At 63.8% G+C, this 16,950-nt stretch carries 17 protein-coding genes; 11 read left to right on the top strand and 6 right to left on the bottom strand.

The annotated features are described in order from the left end of the window. Positions 1–64 precede the first annotated feature (64 nt). On the bottom strand, positions 65–1,204 hold the full coding sequence (locus tag ACZ46Y_RS09400; RefSeq protein WP_311956519.1) for a DUF5924 family protein: 1,140 nt from the start codon (positions 1,202–1,204) through the stop codon (positions 65–67). Positions 1,205–1,370: 166 nt separating this feature from the next. Here ACZ46Y_RS09400 and fadB point away from each other — a divergent pair, with 166 nt between their 5' ends. The 10 genes from fadB to ACZ46Y_RS09350 all read left to right on the top strand — a co-directional run bounded on the left by fadB (position 1,371) and on the right by ACZ46Y_RS09350 (position 12,448). Then, entirely contained in the window at positions 1,371–3,530 is a 2,160-nt protein-coding gene (fadB, locus tag ACZ46Y_RS09395) for a fatty acid oxidation complex subunit alpha FadB (RefSeq protein WP_311956520.1), read from the top strand. A gap of 24 nt (positions 3,531–3,554) precedes the next feature. Beyond that, positions 3,555–4,733 (top strand): acetyl-CoA C-acyltransferase FadA, encoded by a 1,179-nt coding sequence (gene fadA / locus ACZ46Y_RS09390; protein ID WP_311956521.1) that lies wholly within the window; start codon positions 3,555–3,557, stop codon positions 4,731–4,733. Between the two features lie 106 nt (positions 4,734–4,839). Beyond that, positions 4,840–5,316, top strand: a complete 477-nt coding sequence (locus ACZ46Y_RS09385) for a YbhB/YbcL family Raf kinase inhibitor-like protein (RefSeq protein WP_311956522.1) — start codon at positions 4,840–4,842, stop codon at positions 5,314–5,316. A 280-nt stretch (positions 5,317–5,596) separates the two neighbouring features. Beyond that, entirely contained in the window at positions 5,597–6,061 is a 465-nt protein-coding gene (locus tag ACZ46Y_RS09380; protein ID WP_311956523.1) for an SUF system Fe-S cluster assembly regulator, read from the top strand. 63 nt (positions 6,062–6,124) lie between these two features. Further along, positions 6,125–7,582 carry a Fe-S cluster assembly protein SufB gene (gene sufB / locus ACZ46Y_RS09375; protein ID WP_311956524.1) on the top strand — a complete coding sequence of 486 codons (1,458 nt, stop codon included), beginning with the start codon at positions 6,125–6,127 and terminating at the stop codon, positions 7,580–7,582. Positions 7,583–7,654: 72 nt separating this feature from the next. Then, on the top strand, positions 7,655–8,404 hold the full coding sequence (gene sufC / locus ACZ46Y_RS09370) for a Fe-S cluster assembly ATPase SufC (protein ID WP_311956525.1): 750 nt from the start codon (positions 7,655–7,657) through the stop codon (positions 8,402–8,404). After that, positions 8,401–9,744 (top strand): Fe-S cluster assembly protein SufD, encoded by a 1,344-nt coding sequence (sufD, locus tag ACZ46Y_RS09365; RefSeq protein WP_311956526.1) that lies wholly within the window; start codon positions 8,401–8,403, stop codon positions 9,742–9,744. Before sufC ends, sufD begins: the two co-directional genes overlap by 4 nt. A gap of 35 nt (positions 9,745–9,779) precedes the next feature. Beyond that, positions 9,780–11,042 (top strand): aminotransferase class V-fold PLP-dependent enzyme, encoded by a 1,263-nt coding sequence (locus ACZ46Y_RS09360; protein WP_311956527.1) that lies wholly within the window; start codon positions 9,780–9,782, stop codon positions 11,040–11,042. Positions 11,043–11,050: 8 nt separating this feature from the next. After that, positions 11,051–11,620 (top strand): putative Fe-S cluster assembly protein SufT, encoded by a 570-nt coding sequence (gene sufT, locus ACZ46Y_RS09355; protein WP_311956528.1) that lies wholly within the window; start codon positions 11,051–11,053, stop codon positions 11,618–11,620. A 33-nt stretch (positions 11,621–11,653) separates the two neighbouring features. Then, a complete protein-coding gene (locus tag ACZ46Y_RS09350) occupies positions 11,654–12,448 on the top strand; it encodes a SanA/YdcF family protein (RefSeq protein WP_311956529.1) in 795 nt (264 codons plus the stop codon). A gap of 17 nt (positions 12,449–12,465) precedes the next feature. Here ACZ46Y_RS09350 and ACZ46Y_RS09345 read toward each other — a convergent pair whose 3' ends face one another. The 4 genes from ACZ46Y_RS09345 to ACZ46Y_RS09330 all read right to left on the bottom strand — a co-directional run bounded on the left by ACZ46Y_RS09345 (position 12,466) and on the right by ACZ46Y_RS09330 (position 15,515). Further along, positions 12,466–12,912 carry a hypothetical protein gene (locus tag ACZ46Y_RS09345; protein WP_311956530.1) on the bottom strand — a complete coding sequence of 149 codons (447 nt, stop codon included), beginning with the start codon at positions 12,910–12,912 and terminating at the stop codon, positions 12,466–12,468. Between the two features lie 88 nt (positions 12,913–13,000). Beyond that, positions 13,001–13,909, bottom strand: coding sequence for a 30S ribosomal protein S6--L-glutamate ligase (gene rimK, locus ACZ46Y_RS09340; protein ID WP_311956531.1), 909 nt, complete (start codon positions 13,907–13,909; stop codon positions 13,001–13,003). A 39-nt stretch (positions 13,910–13,948) separates the two neighbouring features. Continuing rightward, positions 13,949–14,389: an ATP-dependent zinc protease family protein gene (locus ACZ46Y_RS09335; protein WP_311956532.1), complete on the bottom strand. Its 441-nt coding sequence runs from the start codon at positions 14,387–14,389 to the stop codon at positions 13,949–13,951. Positions 14,390–14,486: 97 nt separating this feature from the next. After that, on the bottom strand, positions 14,487–15,515 hold the full coding sequence (locus tag ACZ46Y_RS09330; RefSeq protein WP_311956533.1) for a DUF3549 family protein: 1,029 nt from the start codon (positions 15,513–15,515) through the stop codon (positions 14,487–14,489). Between the two features lie 358 nt (positions 15,516–15,873). On the opposite strand from ACZ46Y_RS09330, the gene ACZ46Y_RS09325 reads away from it, so the two are divergent. Continuing rightward, the gene (locus ACZ46Y_RS09325) at positions 15,874–16,203 is read left to right on the top strand and encodes a YqcC family protein (protein WP_311956534.1); all 330 of its coding nucleotides are present in this window, start codon (positions 15,874–15,876) and stop codon (positions 16,201–16,203) included. Here ACZ46Y_RS09325 and ACZ46Y_RS09320 read toward each other — a convergent pair. Beyond that, positions 16,200–16,844 (bottom strand): OmpW/AlkL family protein, encoded by a 645-nt coding sequence (locus tag ACZ46Y_RS09320; RefSeq protein WP_311956535.1) that lies wholly within the window; start codon positions 16,842–16,844, stop codon positions 16,200–16,202. The two genes, ACZ46Y_RS09325 and ACZ46Y_RS09320, sit on opposite strands and share 4 nt — an antisense overlap. Positions 16,845–16,950: the final 106 nt, after the last annotated feature.

Genomic DNA, 16,950 nt, shown 5'->3' with positions numbered 1-16,950 from the left:
GCCGTTACGAGAATTGTCAACCCGGCACTGGCGGAATGCAAGATGTCGCGCGGGCCGGGCGCCGCTACGTGGCGTCTTCCAGCTGACCGGGAACGAGCCGGCGCAGGTGTAGCAGGCTGATACCGGCCGGCTGGATATCGCTGTCTGCCCGGGTAGCAAGCGCCGGGTCGTCGGCTACGTGAAAGCGCAATAGCCCCAGCCGCTGGCCGCCGGCGGTCATAATATCGACCCGCCAGTCCCCGCGAGGATCATCGGGAAAGTTCTGCTTGTGGCTCCAGGCCCGATAACCTTTTTCGCGCCCGCCGGCTATTTCCAGCGCGATGGTGTCAAGGCGCTCGCCGTTTTGGTACCACACGTGGGTAATGGTTTCGCTCAGGCCGCGGGGCGCGCGAATGGCGCTATACACGTAAAGTCCCTCGGCCTGCAGGGCCTTGGGCGTCAGGGCCGTGGCTCCCTGGGGCTTGCGCTTTTGGATGTCGAGCGCCGGCGAAATGGCGCTGCCGGTTAGCCACAGGCTGGCCGGCGGCACCCAGATACGCCCGGCAAAGCCTCCCAGCGCCAGCAGCAGGGCGATACTGATAAAAGCCAGCCAGCGCTTTGGCGATCGGCGCTTCAGCAGGTGCATAAAGCTGGGTAGCGCTACTACCAGGGTGGCCGCCAGCGAAAGCTTGAGGCTTTCGCCGGTGGTCAAATGAAGCATGATTGGCAGCGTGACCAGCATCACCAGAAATACGCAGTGGGCGTGGAACATGAAATACAGGCTGCGATAGCGCCCGGCGACGCCGTAATACAGCGGGTCGACAATCGACAGTACCGCCATGGCCATGACCAGCAGGGCATAAAGGCTTTGCCCGCTGTTCCATACGGTGGTGGCAAGCACGAACGGCAGGGCGAAAAACAGCGTCTCCTGGTGGATCATCTGGGCGATAAAGGTGCTGATGCCCCGGGGCAGAGTCGGGTAGCCGCGCCTGGCCAGAAAGCGCCCGATCAGGCTTTCCGAGAGCAGCAGCAGCCAGGCCATCAGCAACCCCAGCGCCAGTGCCGCCCCCAGCCACTGCTGGCGATCCACCAGAAAAAAGCTGCCCAGCCCCGCGCCGAAGGCCACGGGCGGCCATAGCCAGCTCCAGGGTTTTAGGCGCGCTATCAGGGTTTCGACCAGCGCCTGGAGGCGGGCAAGGCGCTGAGAAGTCAGGTAGGTGGGCATAGCAGGGTGATCCGGCAAGTGAAAAAACCGCCTATTAATAACACAGACGCCGCCGCGCGGCTTGTTGGCGTGGGAGGAATGAGCGAGGCTTGACGAGGCCTTGGGTGTGACCCAAGCTTAGGTGATAAAACGATCGTATGAATATAACCTTTGTGGAGCAGCGCGGATGATCTATCAAGGTAGTGCCATTACGGTGTCGCGCGACGAAGACGGTATCGCGACCCTTTTGTTTGATGCGGGGGAGGCGTCGGTCAACACGCTCTCCAGCACGACGATACAAGAGCTGGGCGACGCGGTGGCCGCGCTGCAGAAAGAAAGCGGCCTGCAAGGGCTGATTCTGGCCAGCGCCAAGGACGCCTTTATTGTCGGCGCGGATATCACCGAGTTCCACGGCCTCTTTGACAAGGGCGAAGACTATCTGGTCGACATGAACCTCAGGGTCCACGATATCTTCAACGCCATCGAAGATCTGCCGTTTCCCACGGTGGCGGCCATCAACGGCCTGGCGCTGGGCGGCGGCTTTGAGGTGACGCTGGCTGCGGATTTTCGCGTGATGGCTGTCGGCGCCAAAATCGGCCTGCCCGAAACCCAGCTGGGAATCGTTCCCGGCTGGGGCGGCTGTGTGCGCCTGCCGCGCCTGATCGGCGCCGACAACGCCATCGAATGGATCGCCGGCGGTACCCAGAACCATGCCGACGCCGCGCTGGCCATGGGCGCGGTGGACTCGGTCGTGCCCGCCGATGCGCTTTCGGCCGCGGCGCGCACGCTGCTCGCGCGGGCCAATGCCGGCGAGCTTGATACTGCTGCCCGGCGGGCGGAAAAGACCGGCCCCCTCAAGCTTAACGCCAGCGAGCAGATGCTCGCGTTCGAGACCGCCAAGGGCTACGTGGCGGGCAAGGCCGGGCCGCACTACCCCGCGCCGGTAGAGGCTATTCGCGTGATCCAGAAAGGCGCCGGCGAGGAGCGCGCCCGGGCACAGCGCATCGAGGCGGAGACCTTCGCCAGGCTGGCGCTGAGCGACGTCGCGTTCAATCTGGTTGGCCTGTTCATGAGCGATCAGGCGGTGAAGAAAAAGGCCGGTGTCTACGCCAAGCAGGCCGCAAAGATCGAGCAGGCCGCGGTGCTGGGGGCCGGCATCATGGGCGGCGGCATTGCCTACCAGAGCGCCTCCAAGGGCACGCCCATACTGATGAAGGACATCCAGGCGGACGCCGTGGAGCTGGGGCTGAAAGAAGCCCGCAAGCTGTTCGGCAAGCAGATCGAACGCAACAAGCTGACCGTCGAGGAAATGGCCGAACGGCTCAGCAACATCCGCCCGACGCTTTCCTACGGCGATTTTGACGGCGTGGATCTGGTCGTCGAAGCCGTGGTGGAAAACCCCAAGGTCAAGGGGTCGGTGCTTGCCGAGGTGGAAGAGCAGGTAGGCGACGACACCATCTTGGCTTCCAACACCTCGACGATTTCCATCAACCGTCTGGCGCAGAACCTCAAGCGGCCCGAGCAGTTCTGCGGCATGCACTTTTTCAACCCGGTGCACCGCATGCCGCTGGTGGAAGTCATCCGCGGGGAGAAAACCGCCGACGCCGCCGTGGCGGCCACAGTGGCCTACGCTCGCGCCATGGGCAAGACGCCGATTGTGGTCAACGACTGCCCCGGGTTTCTGGTCAATCGCGTGCTGTTTCCGTATTTCGGCGGCTTCAGCCTGCTGGTGGAGCAGGGCGTGGACTTTCAGCGCATCGACAAGGTCATGGAAACCTTCGGCTGGCCCATGGGGCCGGCGTACCTGCTCGACGTCGTGGGCATGGATACCGCCGTTCACGCCAACGAGGTCATGGCCGAAGGCTTCCCCGAGCGCATGGCGCGAGACAGCAAAACCGCCATTGACGTCATGTACGACAACGACCGCCTGGGGCAGAAAAACGCCAAGGGCTTTTACGCCTACGAGGAAGACAAAAAGGGCAAGCCGAAAAAGGTCAGCGACGATACCGCCTACACGCTGCTCGAGGAGGTTACCCGGGGGCAGGCGGAGCTCGTCGACGACGACATCGTTGCGCGGATGATGGTGCCGCTGTGTCTGGAGACCGTGCGCTGCCTGGAAGACGGCATCGTTGCCACGCCGGCGGAAGCCGACATGGCGCTGATTTACGGCATCGGCTTCCCGCCTTTCCGCGGCGGCGCGCTGCGCTACATCGATGCGATGGGCGCGGCCGAGTTCGTCAAACTGGCGGACAGCCTCGCCGGCGAGCTGGGGCCGCTCTACGCGCCGACGGATAAGCTGCGCCAGATGGCCGACAACAACGCCCGCTTTTACGACGCCGCCGAATAAGCCGCCGCGCAGAGGAGAGCAAAGATGAGTTTGAATCCGAGAGATATCGTGGTGGTCGATGCCGTGCGCACGCCGATGGCTCGCGCCAAAAACGGCGCGTTTCGTCACGTGCGTGCCGAGAACCTGTCGGCGGCCACCATGCAGGCGCTGTTTGACCGCAACGCCGGGCTGGATCCGGCCGCGGTGGACGACGTCATCTGGGGCTGCGTCAACCAGACCCAGGAACAGGCCATGAATATCGCCCGCAACGCAGCGATCATGACCGGTATTCCGCGCAGCGTACCGGCGCAGACCGTCAACCGCCTGTGCGGCTCGTCGATGACCGCCCTGCACATCGCCAGCGCCAACATCAGCGCGGGGATGGGCGATATGTACATCATCGGCGGGGTCGAGCACATGGAGCACGTGCCCATGACCCACGGCGTCGACATCAACCCGGCGGCGAGCAAATACGCCGCCAAGGCGGCGATGATGATGGGGCTGACCGCCGAGCTTTTAGGCAAGATGCACGGCGTCACCCGGGAAGAGCAGGACAGATTCGGCGTGCGCTCCCAGCAGCTCGCCCAGGCGGCGACGGAGCAGGGGCTATTTGACAACGAAATCATCGGTGTCGAGGGCCACGATGCCGACGGCGTCAAGGCACTGATCCAGGCTGACGAGGTGATTCGCGCCGGCGCCAACCTTGACGACATGGCCAAGCTGAAGCCCGTGTTCGACCCCAAGGGCGGCACGATCACCGCGGGTACGTCGTCGGCGCTTTCCGTGGGCGCCTCCGCCATGGCGGTCATGAGCTACGAGCGCGCCCAAGCGCTGGGGCTTGAGCCCCTGGCGCGGGTGGTCTCCACCGGCGTTGCCGGCTGCGACGCCTCGATCATGGGCTATGGCCCGGTGCCCGCCAGCCAGAAGGCGCTGAAGGCAGCCGGGCTTACCGCCGACGACATCCAGACCGTCGAGCTCAACGAAGCCTTCGCCGCCCAGAGCCTGCCGGTACTCAAGGACCTGGGCTTTCTCGACGCTCTGGATGACAAGGTCAACCTGCACGGCGGGGCGATTGCGCTGGGTCACCCGCTGGGCTGCTCGGGGGCGCGGATCGCCACCACGCTTCTGAATGTGATGCAAAGTCGCGATACCACCCACGGGCTTGCCACTATGTGCATCGGCATGGGCCAGGGCGTGGCGACGGTGTTCGAGCGGCTCAGGTAGCCGGCGAGCCCCGCCGGTGCGGCTTGCGGCCGGCGGGCCTGGTGGTTAGGGTAAGAAACACTCGTTCCGGCAAGGCCGGAACACATGCGATTGCAAGGAGATGGATATGGCATTTGTTCCGTCAGCGCTTGAAGTAACAAGCTCGGCGTTTGAGCATCACCGTACGATTCCGGAAAAGCACTCGGGTGAAGGCGACGACGTCTCGCCGGCGCTTGCCTGGGAAAACCCGCCGGAAGGCACCAAGGGGTTTGCTGTCATCTGCCATGACCCCGATGCGCCGCTGGTGCAGCACGGTACCTACGGCTTCGTCCACTGGACGCTTTACAACCTGCCGGCCGAGACTCTGACGCTTGAAGAAAATACCCAGGTTGGCACGGCGGGGCAAAACGACGCCGGCGGCACCGGCTACAAGGGGCCGATGCCGCCGGAAGGCCACGGCAAGCACCACTACTACTTCTGGGTGCTGGCGCTTGATGCCCAGACATCGCTGCCCGAGGGGCTGAGCATGGTCGAGCTGCTGCAAGAGGTCGAGCCGCACCTGCTGGGCATGGAGCGGCTGATCGGCACCTATAAGCGCAGCTAACCTACCCCGCCGGGCCGGTGTTATGCCGGCGGACTGCTGCCCACCCGCCGCACGCGCTGTGCCGGCGGGTTTTTTATACGTAAAAATCGCGGGCGGTTCTCTTTTGCAAATAGAAATAGTTTGTATTCTTGTTGATAAATGCGTCGAACGTGGCTAAAAAGTCAATGGATTACCGGGTATTTTGCCTTAAGGCTTCACAACGCTTGGATACAGGACTAAAATGGTCCCCAATCGAATGCCGGGGCCGCACGAGCCGCCGCCGGTGAAGAGGGGAGACGCTATGCTCAAGCTTTCGCGGCTGACTGACTACGCCGCCGTGGTTATGGCCTGGATTGCGCGCCACCCGGACAAGCCTCACCCGGCCGCTGATCTCGCCGAGGCGGTGACGCTGCCGGCGCCAACGGTCAGAAAAACGCTCAAGATGCTGGTGCGGGCGGGGCTTTTGACTTCGGTACGCGGCGCCCAGGGAGGCTATCGGCTGGCGCGCCCGGCATCCAGGATCACCGCGGCCGATATCATTGCCGCCATTGAAGGGCCGGTGGCAATGACCGAATGCAGCCACGACGAAGGCGACTGCGAGCTCCTCGACACCTGCGGCGTGGCGGACAACTGGCAGCGGGTGTCGCTTGCGATTCGTACGCTGCTGGAAAGCGTGACGCTTGCGCACCTGGCGGACACCGCGCCGCTCAAGCTGCCGGTACGCCTGCCTATTCAAAGTATCAGTTTACCGGCGGCCATGGCCTGAGCCGTCTTTATTTACGCACAGGCGAGCTGGCCTCGCCGCCCAACTGCCCGGAGGGTTTCACCAATGGCAACTGAAGAAATGGAACAGTTGGTTCGTCGCGAGTACAAGGAAGGGTTTGTCACCGACATTGAAAGCGACACGCTTCCGCCAGGGTTGGACGAGAACACCATCGCGTTTATTTCCAACAAGAAAGGCGAACCCGAGTGGATGCTCGAATGGCGCCTGGAGGCGTACCGCCAGTGGCTCAAGATGAAAGAGCCGTCCTGGGCGCACCTGAACTATCCGCCCATCGACTACCAGGAAATCTCCTACTTCAGCGCGCCCAAGCGCCCCGAAGACCGCCCCCAGAGCCTGGACGAAGTCGATCCCAAGCTTCTGGAAACCTACGAAAAGCTGGGCATTCCGCTGCACGAGCGGGCAGCCCTTGCCGGCGTTGCTGGCGCTAACGTTGCCGTGGATGCGGTCTTTGACTCGGAGTCGGTCATCACCACCTTCAAGGAAGAGCTCGCCGAAGCCGGCGTGATCTTCTGCTCCATTTCCGAGGCAATACAGGAATATCCCGAGCTGGTCAAGCAGTACCTGGGCACGGTCGTCCCCCAGAACGATAACTACTTTGCCGCGCTCAACTCGGCGGTATTCACCGACGGCTCCTTTGTGTTTGTGCCCGAGGGCGTCTCGTGCCCCATGGAGCTGTCCACCTATTTCCGCATCAACGCCGAAAACACCGGCCAGTTTGAGCGCACGCTGATCGTCTGCGAAAGCGGCGCCGACGTTTCCTACCTGGAAGGCTGCACCGCGCCCCAGCGCGACGAAAACCAGCTGCACGCCGCCGTGGTCGAGCTGGTGGCGCTGGACGACGCCTATATCAAGTACTCCACGGTGCAGAACTGGTACCCCGGCGACGAAGACGGCGTGGGCGGTATCTATAACTTCGTCACCAAGCGTGGCGACTGCCGCGGCGAGCGCTCGCGCATCAGCTGGACCCAGGTCGAAACCGGCTCCGCCATTACCTGGAAGTACCCGTCCTGCATGCTGCGCGGCAAGGACAGCATCGGCGAGTTCTACTCCGTAGCGGTCACCAACGGCCGCCAGCAGGCCGATACCGGCACCAAGATGGTGCATATCGGCGAGGGTACGCGCTCGACGATCATTTCCAAGGGCATTTCTGCCGGCCGCAGCAACCAGTCCTATCGCGGGCTGGTGAAGATCGGGCCCCGGGCCAAGGGCGCGCGCAACTTTACCGAGTGCGACTCCCTGCTCATCGGCGACACCTGCGGCGCGCACACTTACCCCTATCAGGAAATCAACAACAGCACGGCCACCGTCGAGCACGAAGCCACGACGTCGAAGATCGGCGAAGACCAGCTGTTCTACTGCCAGAGCCGGGGCATTACCGAAGAAGACGCCGTGAGCATGATCGTCAACGGCTTCTGCAAGGACGTCTTCCAGGAGCTGCCCATGGAGTTTGCCGTGGAAGCCGAGGCGCTGCTCAACGTCACGCTGGAAGGCGCAGTGGGCTAACGCTTTGGCGCGACGCGCTGCCGGGCGGCGACACGCCTGGTTCCAAGGTCAACTTTTTTACAAGGTATCAGCATGCTTGAAGTCAACGATTTGCACGTCACGGTTGAAGGCAACGAGATCCTCAAGGGCCTCTCCCTGACCATCAACGCCGGCGAAGTCCACGCCATCATGGGCCCCAACGGCTCGGGAAAATCGACCCTGTCGGCGGTCATCGCCGGCAAGGAAGAGTACGAGGTCACCCAGGGCACGGTTACCTACGAAGGGCGCGACGTGCTGGAAATGGATATCGAGGAGCGCGCCCGGGCAGGCCTGCTGCTGGGCTTTCAGTATCCGGTGGAAATCCCCGGGGTCAAAAACATTTATCTGCTCAAGGCAGCGCTTAACGCCCAGCGCGAGGCTCAGGGGCTGGGCGAAATCCCGGCGCCGGAGTTCATGAAGCTGATCAAGGAAAAGATCGCCTCCATGCAGATGGATGCCAGCTTTTTGCAGCGCGCCGTCAACGAGGGTTTCTCCGGCGGGGAAAAGAAGCGTAACGAGATCCTGCAGATGCTGGTGCTTCAGCCCAAGCTTGCCATGCTCGACGAAATCGACTCCGGCCTGGATATCGACGCCATGCGCGTGGTGGCAAGCGGCGTTAACAGCCTGCGCAACGAAGAGCGGGCGATCCTGCTGGTCACCCACTATCAGCGCCTGCTGGACTACGTGGTGCCCGACTATGTCCACGTGCTGATCGACGGCCGCATCGTCAAAAGCGGCGACGCCGAGCTCGCCCGCGAGCTTGAAGCCAACGGCTATGAAGGAATCGAGGAGTCAGCGGCATGAGCGATACGCTAACGTTTCTGGAAACGCTGAAAGCCAGGGACAGCCAGCGCGGCCCGGAGCCCTCCTGGATTGCCGCCCGCCGCCAGGCCGGCGCGGCGCGCTTTGAGGCCGTGGGTTTCCCCACCCGCCGCGACGAAGAGTGGAAATACACCAACGTGCGCGACATCGCCCGGGGAAACTTTTCCCTGACCGACAGCAGCGAGTTTTCCCCCGCTAGTGCGGCCGCGCTGACGCTGCCCGTTGAGGCCCATCGGCTGACGTTTGTCGACGGCGTCTATGCGCCGGCGCTGTCCGACCTTCAGGGCCTGCCGGACGGCGTTCAGGTACTGCCGCTTTCCCAGGCGCTTGAGGACAACCACGAAGCCGTGGGCGGCCCGCTGGGCCGGCTGACCGGCGTCGAGTTTTCCGCCTTTACCGCGCTCAACACCGCCTTTATGGAAGAGGGCGCGGTGATTCGCCTGGCCGACGGCTGCGTGGTGGAAAAGCCCATCCTGCTGCAGTTTTTATCCCGGGAAAACGAAGCGCCCACCATGTGCCACCCGCGGGTGCTGGTCGAGGCGGGCGGGCGCAGCGAAGCCACCGTCATCGAACATCATACCGGTGACGCCGGGGCGAAAAACTTCACCAACCTGGTCGCCGAGCTGTTCCTGGGCCGGGGGGCGATTTTCACCCACTACAAGCTTCAGGAAGCGCCGCTTGGAGATTACCACGTCGCCAGCATCCACGTGGAGCAGGCGCGCGACAGCCGCTACGTGTCGCACAACATGGACCTCGGCGGGGCGCTGGTGCGCAACGACCTGATCAGCGATCTTAACGGCAAGGGCGCCGAGGCGACCTTCAACGGGCTGTTCTTCGGCCAGGGTCGCCAGCACGTGGATAACCACACCAAGGTCAACCACTATGCGCCGCTGACGTTTTCCAACGAGAACTACAAGGGCGTGCTCGACGACCGCGCTCACGGCGTCTTCAACGGCCGGGTCTACGTCCATCGCGACAGCCAGCAGATCGAGGGCTTTCAGAGCAACCAGAACCTGCTGCTCTCTGACCGCGCGCACATCGACGCCAAGCCCGAGCTTGAGATCTACGCCGACGACGTCAAGTGCTCTCACGGCACCACCACCGGCCAGCTGGACGAAGACGCCATCTTTGCGCTGCGCACCCGGGGGCTGGACGAGCAGACGGCCCGGGGGCTTTTGACCCTGGCCTTTGCCGGCGAGGTGCTTGAAGAGGTTGCGCTGGACGCTATCGCCCAGCGGGTCGAGCTGACGGTGGCCGGCAAGCTGCCCGACCGCTTTAACCTGGTAGGCCTTGTCGAGGCGTCCACGGCGCTGAACGATTAACCGGCTGCTGCCGGGCCACACAAAAGGAGTGCCGCATGTCTCAGAGTATCGTTGATACCGCGCCGGCCACAGCCGCAGCGCCGTTTGACGTGGCGCGGCTGCGCGAGGAGTTTCCCGTGCTGGAACGTCAGGTGCACGGCAAGGCGCTTGTGTACCTGGATAACGCAGCCACCAGTCAGACGCCGCAGCCGGTAATTGACGTGTTCAACGACTATTACGGTCGCTACAACGCCAATATTCACCGTGGCCTGCACACCCTGGCCGACGAGGCGACGGCCGCCTTCGAAGGAACCCGGGAGACCGTGCGCGGCTTTTTAAATGCTCCGGATGCCCGCCAGATCATCTTCACCCGGGGAACCACCGAGGCCATCAACCTGGTGGTCAACAGCTGGGGGCGCGCCAACCTCGCCCCCGGCGACGAAGTGCTGGTGTCGATGCTTGAGCACCACTCCAACATCGTTCCCTGGCAGCTTCTGGCCCGAGAGATCGGCTTTACGCTCAAGGTCATCCCGGTCGATAATGACGGCGCGCTGGATCTTGCCGCCTACCGCGAGCTGCTGAGCGAGCGCACTCGGCTGGTGGCCGTCAACCATGTGTCCAACGCCTTCGGCACCGTGAATCCGGTGGCCGACATGGCCGCGGCGGCGCACCAGGCCGGCGCGCTGATCCTGGTGGATGGCGCTCAGGCCGTGCCCCACCAGCCGGTGGACGTGCAGGCGATCGACGCGGATTTCTACGCGTTTTCCGGGCACAAGGCCTACGGCCCCACGGGCGTCGGCGCGCTTTACGGCAAGCGCGAGCTGCTCAAGGCCATGCCGCCCTGGCAGGGCGGCGGCGAAATGATCGCCACGGTGTCGTTTGACGGCTCGACCTTTGCCGACATTCCCCACAAGTTCGAGGCCGGAACGCCAGCCATCGCCGAAGTCATCGCCATGGGGCGCGCGCTCGAATGGCTGCAAAGCGTCGGGCTTTGGGCCATTGGCGAGTGGGAGCAACGGCTGCTGGGACGCGCGACTCAGGGCCTCAACAGCGTTGAGGGCCTGCGCATTCTGGGCACGGCGCCGGGAAAGGCCGGCGTGCTGTCGTTTGTGGTGGACGGCGCGCACTCCCAGGATATTGGCCTGCTCATCGATCAGCTGGGGGTAGCGATCCGCACCGGCCACCACTGTGCCCAGCCGCTGCTTCACCACTTTGGCGTGGAGGCGACCTGCCGGGCCTCGTTTGCGGCGTATAATACCCTGGAAGAAGTGGATACCTTTATTGCCGCGCTTAACCGCGTCATTGGCATGCTACGCTAAGGAGCGCTATGGATACCGAGCAGATTGCCGGGCTGGAAAACGGCCAGATGCTGCCCCTGCAGCGCGACGTTGACGGCATCGTCATTCCTTTCGGCAACATCGTGACCCTGGAGGAAGACAGCGTGGTTAGCGTCATGCAGGCCAAGGGCAGCACGGTGAGCGTCGGCTTTGAAGGGCGGATGTACCTGATCGAAGGCAGCAACCTCGATGCCCTGGGGCTCGAGGCGCTGCCGCGCCCGACCCTTGCCGAGGACGCCGACGACGAGGCCATTGAGCAGTTCGTCTGGGATCAGCTGCGTACCTGCTTTGACCCCGAAATTCCGGTCAACATCGTTGAGCTGGGGCTGGTCTACGGCTGCCGCTTTGAGCGTCTGATCAGCGGTGAGCTCATGGTCACCATCCGCATGACGCTGACCGCGCCGGGGTGCGGCATGGGTGAGGTGATTGCCGCTGACGCGCGCAACAAGATTCTGGGGGCGCCGCAGATTCAGAAAGTGCATACCGAGATCGTCTTCAACCCGCCCTGGAGCCGGGACATGATGAGTGACGAGGCCAAGCTTGAACTGGGCATGTTTTAACCGGCGAAGCGGCCGGCAAACGGGGCGTGTCAGATGATGCAGCGGCTGCTCGGCGGGATCAGGCAGCTGCTGATGGTGTTGGGGGCTCTGCTGCTCTTGGCGGTGCTGCTGTTGGTGGCAGGCAATATCTGGGTGCTGACGCGCACCGCCCCCTATATCGACTCCCGGCTGGACAGCTGCCGGGCCCAGCCGGTGGGCGTGGTGTTTGGCACGTCGAGCTGGACGCGCACCGGCGTACGCAACCCGCACTTTATCGCCCGCATGCATACCGCGGCCCGGCTGGTGAAAAACGGCCGGGTCGATCATCTGCTGCTGTCCGGGGATAACCGCACCCGCTCGTACAACGAACCCCGAGCCATGTGGCGGGACCTCAGCGCCCGAGGCGTCGCCTCTCAGCGGTTGACCATGGACTTCGCCGGTTTCAGCACCTTCGACACTCTGGCCCGGGCCCAGGACGTCTTCCAGCTTGAGCGGGCAGCGCTGATTACCCAGCGCTGGCATCTGCCAAGGGCGATATACATTGCCCGCGCCCGAGGCATGGACGTGACCGGCTGCGTGGCCAACGACGGCGCGGTAGAAGGGGAGTGGCGGCTCAGGCTGCGCGAGGGGGTGGCCCGGGTGGCGACGCTTGGGGATCTGTATCTCTGGGCGCGCGAGCCGTATTTTCTGGGGCCCGCCGAGCCGATTTTGCCGGCGCCCGCGACCGGCATTCCACCCGGCGCTGACAAGGCCCGGCTAGACGAGGCCTTGCCCGGGGAGCGGGCGCTGGACGCCATTCTGCCGCAGGATCCGGAACCCGCCGACATACTGCCCGCTCCCGGAGAGTGAGCCCGGCAGGCGCGCCTTTAACGCCAGGTCTTGCGTTTTTGCATCGCGTAAAGCTCGCGGATCAGCTGACGGCAGCCTTTCATGCACTCTTCGATGATCGGCTCTACCGGATCGGGCAGCGGATGGGTGAACAGCGTCGACAGCGACTGCATCAGCACCCGTTCCTGCTCCAGCAGCTCGTTGATCAAGACCTGGCTATCGTTGCCGACAAAGCTTTTCAGCCGACTCCACAGCCACAGGAAGTCATCGCGCTCGACGTCGGCATCCCGAGGCAGCATTTTAAGGTGCTTGCGCGCCAGGCCTTGCAGGCTGTGCATCTGCTTCAGGCGCGCTTCGTACAGCGGTTTCAGACTTTCGCGCAGCGAGGGCCGCAGGCGTTCGATATTATCCTGAAAATAGTCGATGCTGTCGGCCAGCGCCTCCAGTGCGCTGTCCATCGCCACCTGGCGATTATCGAGAAACATGAGCGTCTACCTCCTTCGGTGACGCAGATTGTGGCGGCGGCAGCGCGGTTTTGCCACCCCTCTGCCGATTTATTTTTCACCTGCCATATCAGCCCTTTGGCCGGGGCGGTGCCTTGCGCCGCGGGGCGGCATTCTTTTCGATGTGTTCGATGATCAGCCCGGCGATATCCTGGCCGGTGGCGCTCTCGATGCCGCGCAGCCCCGGGGAAGAGTTGACCTCCATGATGACAGGCCCGTGATGGGCGCGCAAAAGGTCTACGCCGGCCACGCGCAGCCCCATGGCCCTGGCGGCACGAATGGCCGTGGAGCGCTCTTCAGGAGTAATGCGGATCACGCTGGCGCTGCCGCCACGATGCAGGTTGGAGCGGAACTCGCCTTCGGCCGCCTGACGCTTCATGGCGGCGACGACCTTGTCGCCAATCACGAAGCAGCGGATGTCGGCGCCTTTGGCCTCTTGAATGTATTCCTGCACCATGATGTTGGCTTTCATGCCCATGAAGGCCTGGATGACGGACTCTGCTGCCTGGTTAGTTTCTGCCAGCACTACGCCGATCCCCTGAGTGCCTTCTAGCAGCTTGATCACCAAAGGTGCGCCCCTGACCATGGTAATGAGGTCGGGAATATCGTCGGGCGAGTGGGCAAAACCGGTGATCGGCAGCCCAAGCCCCTTGCGCGAAAGCAGCTGCAGCGAGCGCAGCTTGTCCCGGGAGCGGGCAATGGCCACGGAATCGTTGAGCACATAGGTGCCCATCATCTCGAACTGGCGCAGCACCGCGCAGCCGTAAAAGGTCACCGATGAGCCGATGCGCGGAATCACGGCGTCGAAGGGCTTAATGTTTTCCCCCCGGTAATGGATGGTGGGGCGGTGCGAGGCAATGCTCATGTAGCAGCGCAGGGTGTCCAGTACCCGAGGTTTGTGACCGCGTGCTTCGGCGGCTTCCACCAGGCGCCGGGTAGAGTACAGGTGGCGATTGCGCGACAGCAGGGCAATATGCATACGATACTCCAGGCCGGTGAGGGGCAAGCCGCTGCGGCGCTAGGGCTCGCCGTGTAAAAAAGAGGCGCCGGGGGCAACCAGCAGCCGGCGCATGGCCCGGCGGCCAAGCAGCATGGGGTGGCGCATCGGGCGGCGATCGGTCAGCGTCAGCTCCACCGGAAACGCCAGCTCGCCCAGCTCAAGCATGGTGCGGATCACGTAGCGGTACTCGGTCTGGCCGTTGGAGCTGGTGATCCGGCGCCGATCGTGCAGCGGCAGCGTCAGGTGGCGGGCCGGCGTGTCCTGCCCGCCGCTGCGAGTCACAAAGCGCACCCAGGGAAGCCCGTCGTCGTCATCGAAGACCTCGATGTCTTCGGCGTGCAGTGCCGAGGTGCGCGCACCGGTGTCGGCCTTGCAACACAAGTATAGGTCGAGTTCCGGCAGCGTAACCATTTCACGCCGGCCGATAATGGCCTTGGCCTGATAGGGCAGTTCTCTCACAGCGCAGTCTCCTTCACCATCGAATCCTCCCTCCACAAGTTGTTGCCGTGCCGCCATGCCTGTTTTGCCGCACGGCCTGCCTGGCCGGCAGCGGCGCTCAGGCGTTGCCTGTAAGCTCAAGCAGCCGGGCATGAAGGCGGGAGCCTTCCGGCGCATCGCGCAGCAGCGTAATGACCGGCAGCCGTAGGCGTGGAATCAGGGCCAGGTCGCGCACGACGGCGCCAAAATCGACGCGCGGACTCTCGGCGAGGCGCGCCAAGAAGGCCGGCAGGCGCTCGCCGTCTTCCAGCAGCGGCCAGCCGCGGCCGGCCATGGCAGCCAGAGTATCCGGGCCGCAGGCGGCGGTATCGGCCAGCAGCGTGGCATACCAGGCGCCGGCCTGGGTGTTTCGGCTGCTGCCGACGGCGCGGATGCAGGCGCAGAAGGTTTCCACGTCCCCCTGGCTTGCCGCGGCTTCGCCCCGCTGGCAAAGCGCGGCTACCAGGACCTGCGCCAGCGGCCGGTGTTCCAGGCAGTGGCATAGCGTGCGCAGCACCGGTACGGGCAGCGTCTCAAGCGCTGGCGCCAGGGTGTGCTGGTGCGCCTCGTTCAGGCGCATGGCGTAATCGGCAAGGCCCTGGAGGCCAAGGGATTCCCAGTCGTCGTGGCGGCCCTCGATAAAGGTCTCCACGCCGGCCAGGTACTGGCTTGGCGGCCGGTCGGCATCCCGAGTAGCGCAGGCGTTGAGCACTGCCTGGAAGGTCGTATCGGGCGTAAACGCCAGCGGGTTATCGTGCATCAGGTGGTCGACGGCGTCGCCTTTTTCCCCGGCGCTCTGCTGGGCATCGCGGCCCAGGGTCTCCAGCAGGCGCTGCAGGAAAGCGTCGCGCTGTGCCGGCGACAGATAGCCTTGCTCATCCAGCGGCAGGCTTAAAAACCAGATGGCGGGATCGGGCATATCGCCCAGGCGAAACACCGCCGCCAGGCGCGCCTGCCCCTGCCAGGGCTCGGGCCAGGGCGCGCTGCCGTTTTCAAAGGCGGCCAGGGTATCCCGGGAGCAGGGCGTCACTCGGCGCCCCATGTGATAGAGCGCGAGGGTGGCCCCGCTGCGGGTAAAAAAGTCGTCTAGGGTGTGAATCGGCTGCATGGCATCCTTCCGCATTGCAAGCCTGCACTCTACCTTGCCGCCCGGCGGGTGTCAGCCGTTAGCGCTAAAACGCTCGGGAAGGCGCGGTCGGTTAAAAAATGATCAAACACCCCTCACGCCCGAGAAATGGCGCTTTGCGCGACCTTTCCAGAGTTTATCCACAGCGTCTTTCAGGTTTTCTGTGAATCGGCGAGCCATCCCGGGGCGCTTTGGGGCCTCTATCCACAGCGCAAGCGGGCTGTGCACAGCGCTGCACCGGCTGCCGGCGCTTGGCAGCGCCTGCCTGCGCTGGGACAATACGCGACTTTCCCTGTGTATTTTCCGCTACCGTCCTTCACCTATCTGCAGAGTCTCTCTCATGACGACACGCCAAGAGCTTGAACAGGCGCTTGACGCGCTGGAAGCCACGCTGAAAACCGCCGGGCTGTGGCGCGTGGACACGCCGTCGCCGGCGGCGTTTGCCAGCCGCCAGCCGTTCTGCGTCGACACCATGTCCCTACCGCAGTGGCTGCGCTTTGTGTTTATCGCGCGCCTGCGCGGCCTCCTTGAAGAGGGGGCCGCGCTGCCGGAAAAGTGCGAGGTGGCGCCTGCGGTAAAGGCCTACCTTCAGCAGGAAAGCGTTCGCGCCAGCGACCAGCTGCTGGTGGTACAGAGCGTCGAGCGGGTCGACGACGTCATCAACTCCTAGAAACGGTAGCTGATGCCGCCCATGACCACCACCGGGTCGATTTCCACGGTGCCGGCATCGGCGCCGGCAACTTTTGCGTCGGTGTCGATATCGATGTACCAGGCAGCGGCGTTCATCGCCCAGTGTTCGTCGATCAGCACGTCGATGCCCAGCTGCCCGGCTGCGCCCCAGGAGTCATCCAGGTCCAGCGAAGCGCCGGGAACATCGACCTTCTCGTCGGAGAAGTGGGTGTAGTTGACCCCCGCGCCGATGTAGGGTTGAACCCGGGCTGGCGTGCCGCCCAGCGGATAGTATTGCAGGGTTAGCGTGGGCGGCAGGTGCTTGGTCTTGCCGCTGACCGCGCCGTCGGCAATGCTGATGTCGTGCTTGAAAGGCTGAGCGGCCAGCAGCTCCAGGCCGATCTTGTCGTGAAAGCGGTAGCCCAAAGTGAAGGCAAAGCCGGACTCGTCGTCGACATCGACGCCGAGATTTGTCATCCCCAGAGTGTCGAGATCGCCGTTGTCGCTTTTCGGCGACACCTTGGCGACGCCAACGCGGGTATAAAAATCGCCGGCACCGTAGGCGAACGCCTGGGCGCTGGCGGTAAAGACAGCAGCGGCAACGCCGGCGGCAAGCAGGGTAGGCAGGACAGTTTTGCGCATGGTGTCATCACTCCAGTGGGTGGCTTTATAGGCAGGCAGTGCGTGCCGTCGATCACTGGTAGCAGTGTAAAAGCCCGGAACCCGTTGATTATTGATCCAGCGCAAG

It is taken from the genome of Halomonas garicola (assembly GCF_055382465.1).
This window is presented reverse-complemented; position numbering and strand designations above follow the sequence as displayed.

What these genes read in the sequence shown, in the direction of transcription:
- ACZ46Y_RS09400 (WP_311956519.1), bottom strand. Translation starts at nt 1,204, where the DNA reads ATGCCCACCTACCTGACTTCTCAGCGCCTTGCCCGCCTCCAGGCGCTG.
- fadB (WP_311956520.1), top strand. Translation starts at nt 1,371, where the DNA reads ATGATCTATCAAGGTAGTGCCATTACGGTGTCGCGCGACGAAGACGGT.
- fadA (WP_311956521.1), top strand. Translation starts at nt 3,555, where the DNA reads ATGAGTTTGAATCCGAGAGATATCGTGGTGGTCGATGCCGTGCGCACG.
- ACZ46Y_RS09385 (WP_311956522.1), top strand. Translation starts at nt 4,840, where the DNA reads ATGGCATTTGTTCCGTCAGCGCTTGAAGTAACAAGCTCGGCGTTTGAG.
- ACZ46Y_RS09380 (WP_311956523.1), top strand. Translation starts at nt 5,597, where the DNA reads ATGCTCAAGCTTTCGCGGCTGACTGACTACGCCGCCGTGGTTATGGCC.
- sufB (WP_311956524.1), top strand. Translation starts at nt 6,125, where the DNA reads ATGGCAACTGAAGAAATGGAACAGTTGGTTCGTCGCGAGTACAAGGAA.
- sufC (WP_311956525.1), top strand. Translation starts at nt 7,655, where the DNA reads ATGCTTGAAGTCAACGATTTGCACGTCACGGTTGAAGGCAACGAGATC.
- sufD (WP_311956526.1), top strand. Translation starts at nt 8,401, where the DNA reads ATGAGCGATACGCTAACGTTTCTGGAAACGCTGAAAGCCAGGGACAGC.
- ACZ46Y_RS09360 (WP_311956527.1), top strand. Translation starts at nt 9,780, where the DNA reads ATGTCTCAGAGTATCGTTGATACCGCGCCGGCCACAGCCGCAGCGCCG.
- sufT (WP_311956528.1), top strand. Translation starts at nt 11,051, where the DNA reads ATGGATACCGAGCAGATTGCCGGGCTGGAAAACGGCCAGATGCTGCCC.
- ACZ46Y_RS09350 (WP_311956529.1), top strand. Translation starts at nt 11,654, where the DNA reads ATGATGCAGCGGCTGCTCGGCGGGATCAGGCAGCTGCTGATGGTGTTG.
- ACZ46Y_RS09345 (WP_311956530.1), bottom strand. Translation starts at nt 12,912, where the DNA reads ATGTTTCTCGATAATCGCCAGGTGGCGATGGACAGCGCACTGGAGGCG.
- rimK (WP_311956531.1), bottom strand. Translation starts at nt 13,909, where the DNA reads ATGCATATTGCCCTGCTGTCGCGCAATCGCCACCTGTACTCTACCCGG.
- ACZ46Y_RS09330 (WP_311956533.1), bottom strand. Translation starts at nt 15,515, where the DNA reads ATGCAGCCGATTCACACCCTAGACGACTTTTTTACCCGCAGCGGGGCC.
- ACZ46Y_RS09325 (WP_311956534.1), top strand. Translation starts at nt 15,874, where the DNA reads ATGACGACACGCCAAGAGCTTGAACAGGCGCTTGACGCGCTGGAAGCC.
- ACZ46Y_RS09320 (WP_311956535.1), bottom strand. Translation starts at nt 16,844, where the DNA reads ATGCGCAAAACTGTCCTGCCTACCCTGCTTGCCGCCGGCGTTGCCGCT.